General features: G+C 27.3%; 2 protein-coding genes. Both read left to right on the top strand.

All coding sequences use genetic code 11. The annotated features are described in order from the left end of the window. On the top strand, positions 1 to 925 hold a 925-nt coding region (locus tag HG1285_RS20070), incomplete at its 5' end, for a hypothetical protein (RefSeq protein WP_008289509.1). Further along, the coding region (locus tag HG1285_RS00990) for a hypothetical protein (protein ID WP_008289508.1) at positions 915 to 1,267 on the top strand (353 nt) is incomplete at its 3' end. The genes HG1285_RS20070 and HG1285_RS00990, both read left to right, overlap by 11 nt.

Here is a 1,267-nt window from a genome sequence, read left to right as displayed (position 1 = left end):
ACGTTTATACATAAAAAACAAAAAAATCTCAAAAAATCTTGTTGTTGAAGTTGAAGATATATCTGCCGGTGGAAAATTAAAAGGAAAAATAGTATATAAAGGACTTCAGATTAAAGAAAGAAAACCTGTAAAGGTTCATCTTATTCTACAAAAGGTTTATGTTATTTCAAACAGAGAAATGGAGCTTGGAGAAAAAGCTTTATGGTCTCAAACAGTTGAAAGTTATCCTTACACTTTCCAAAATTATGTGGAAATCCCATTTAAATTTGATATAAAAGAAAATTTTCCAGAAAACTGGGAAAAAGGTTATGAGCTTGTTTTAGTTGTTGAAGGTGAAAATATAGGAGTTGATACATTTGTCTTAAAATCAGAAGGTAAAGCTGTTGAAGATATAACACTTGATGAGATATTACAAGAGCCCATAACAAAAAATGCAAAATCTTCTATGGAAATAATAGCCCAAAATAGAGGGCAAAATGTCCTTTTAAATTTATTAAGCATACTTTTTGTAATTGCTTTTCCTGCTTTTTTCTGGTTTTTACTTAGATATAGGGGACAAACTATACAAGAACTAAAAATACAAATTTTTTATACTTTGATTTACGGAGCAATATTTACTTTAATATTTTTTGTCCCTTTATATCTTTATGAAAAAAGTTTAATAGAAGCAAAAGCAGAAGAAAAAAAGAAAAAAATAATAAAATTTACAAACTTTCTTTACGGGATAGTAATTGCTTCCTTTTTATTTACAGGTTTTTTAATTTTTGAGTATTTAACAGGAAACACAAAAATAATTGAATTTATAATGAGTTTTGCTGTAAATTACTTTATAGATGGACTACTTGGAATGTTTTTTATATTGGGTGTATTTTCTTTAATATCTTATATTAGAACTTTAATAACTGGTGATAAAAATGTATATTGATAAAGTCAAGCCATATAAAGGTGGAATTTTATTATTAAGTAGTAGTAAGTTTTTAAATGTAGGTATTCCATTACTTGCAGGTACAGGCTTTTTAGCAGTTGCTATCATCCCACCTGACCTTCCATTTTTAGTAAGGCTATTATCAGGAGTTTTTTCTTTAATAGCTTTCTGGATAACAATTAGAGGAATAAAACAGATTCAAATGTATGGAGGAGAAAGACTTGCTGTTATAAATAACAATGGAATAGGATTGTACTCTAACAATAGTACAAAATTAATTCAATGGGAAAATATAAGCGGTATTTCTTTTGTATCTTTAGTTGATATAACAACAGAAGAAGA

The organism is Hydrogenivirga sp. 128-5-R1-1, from assembly GCF_000171895.1.
The sequence above is the reverse complement of the archived record's forward strand: the minus strand, read 5'-3'. Positions and strand labels throughout refer to the sequence as shown.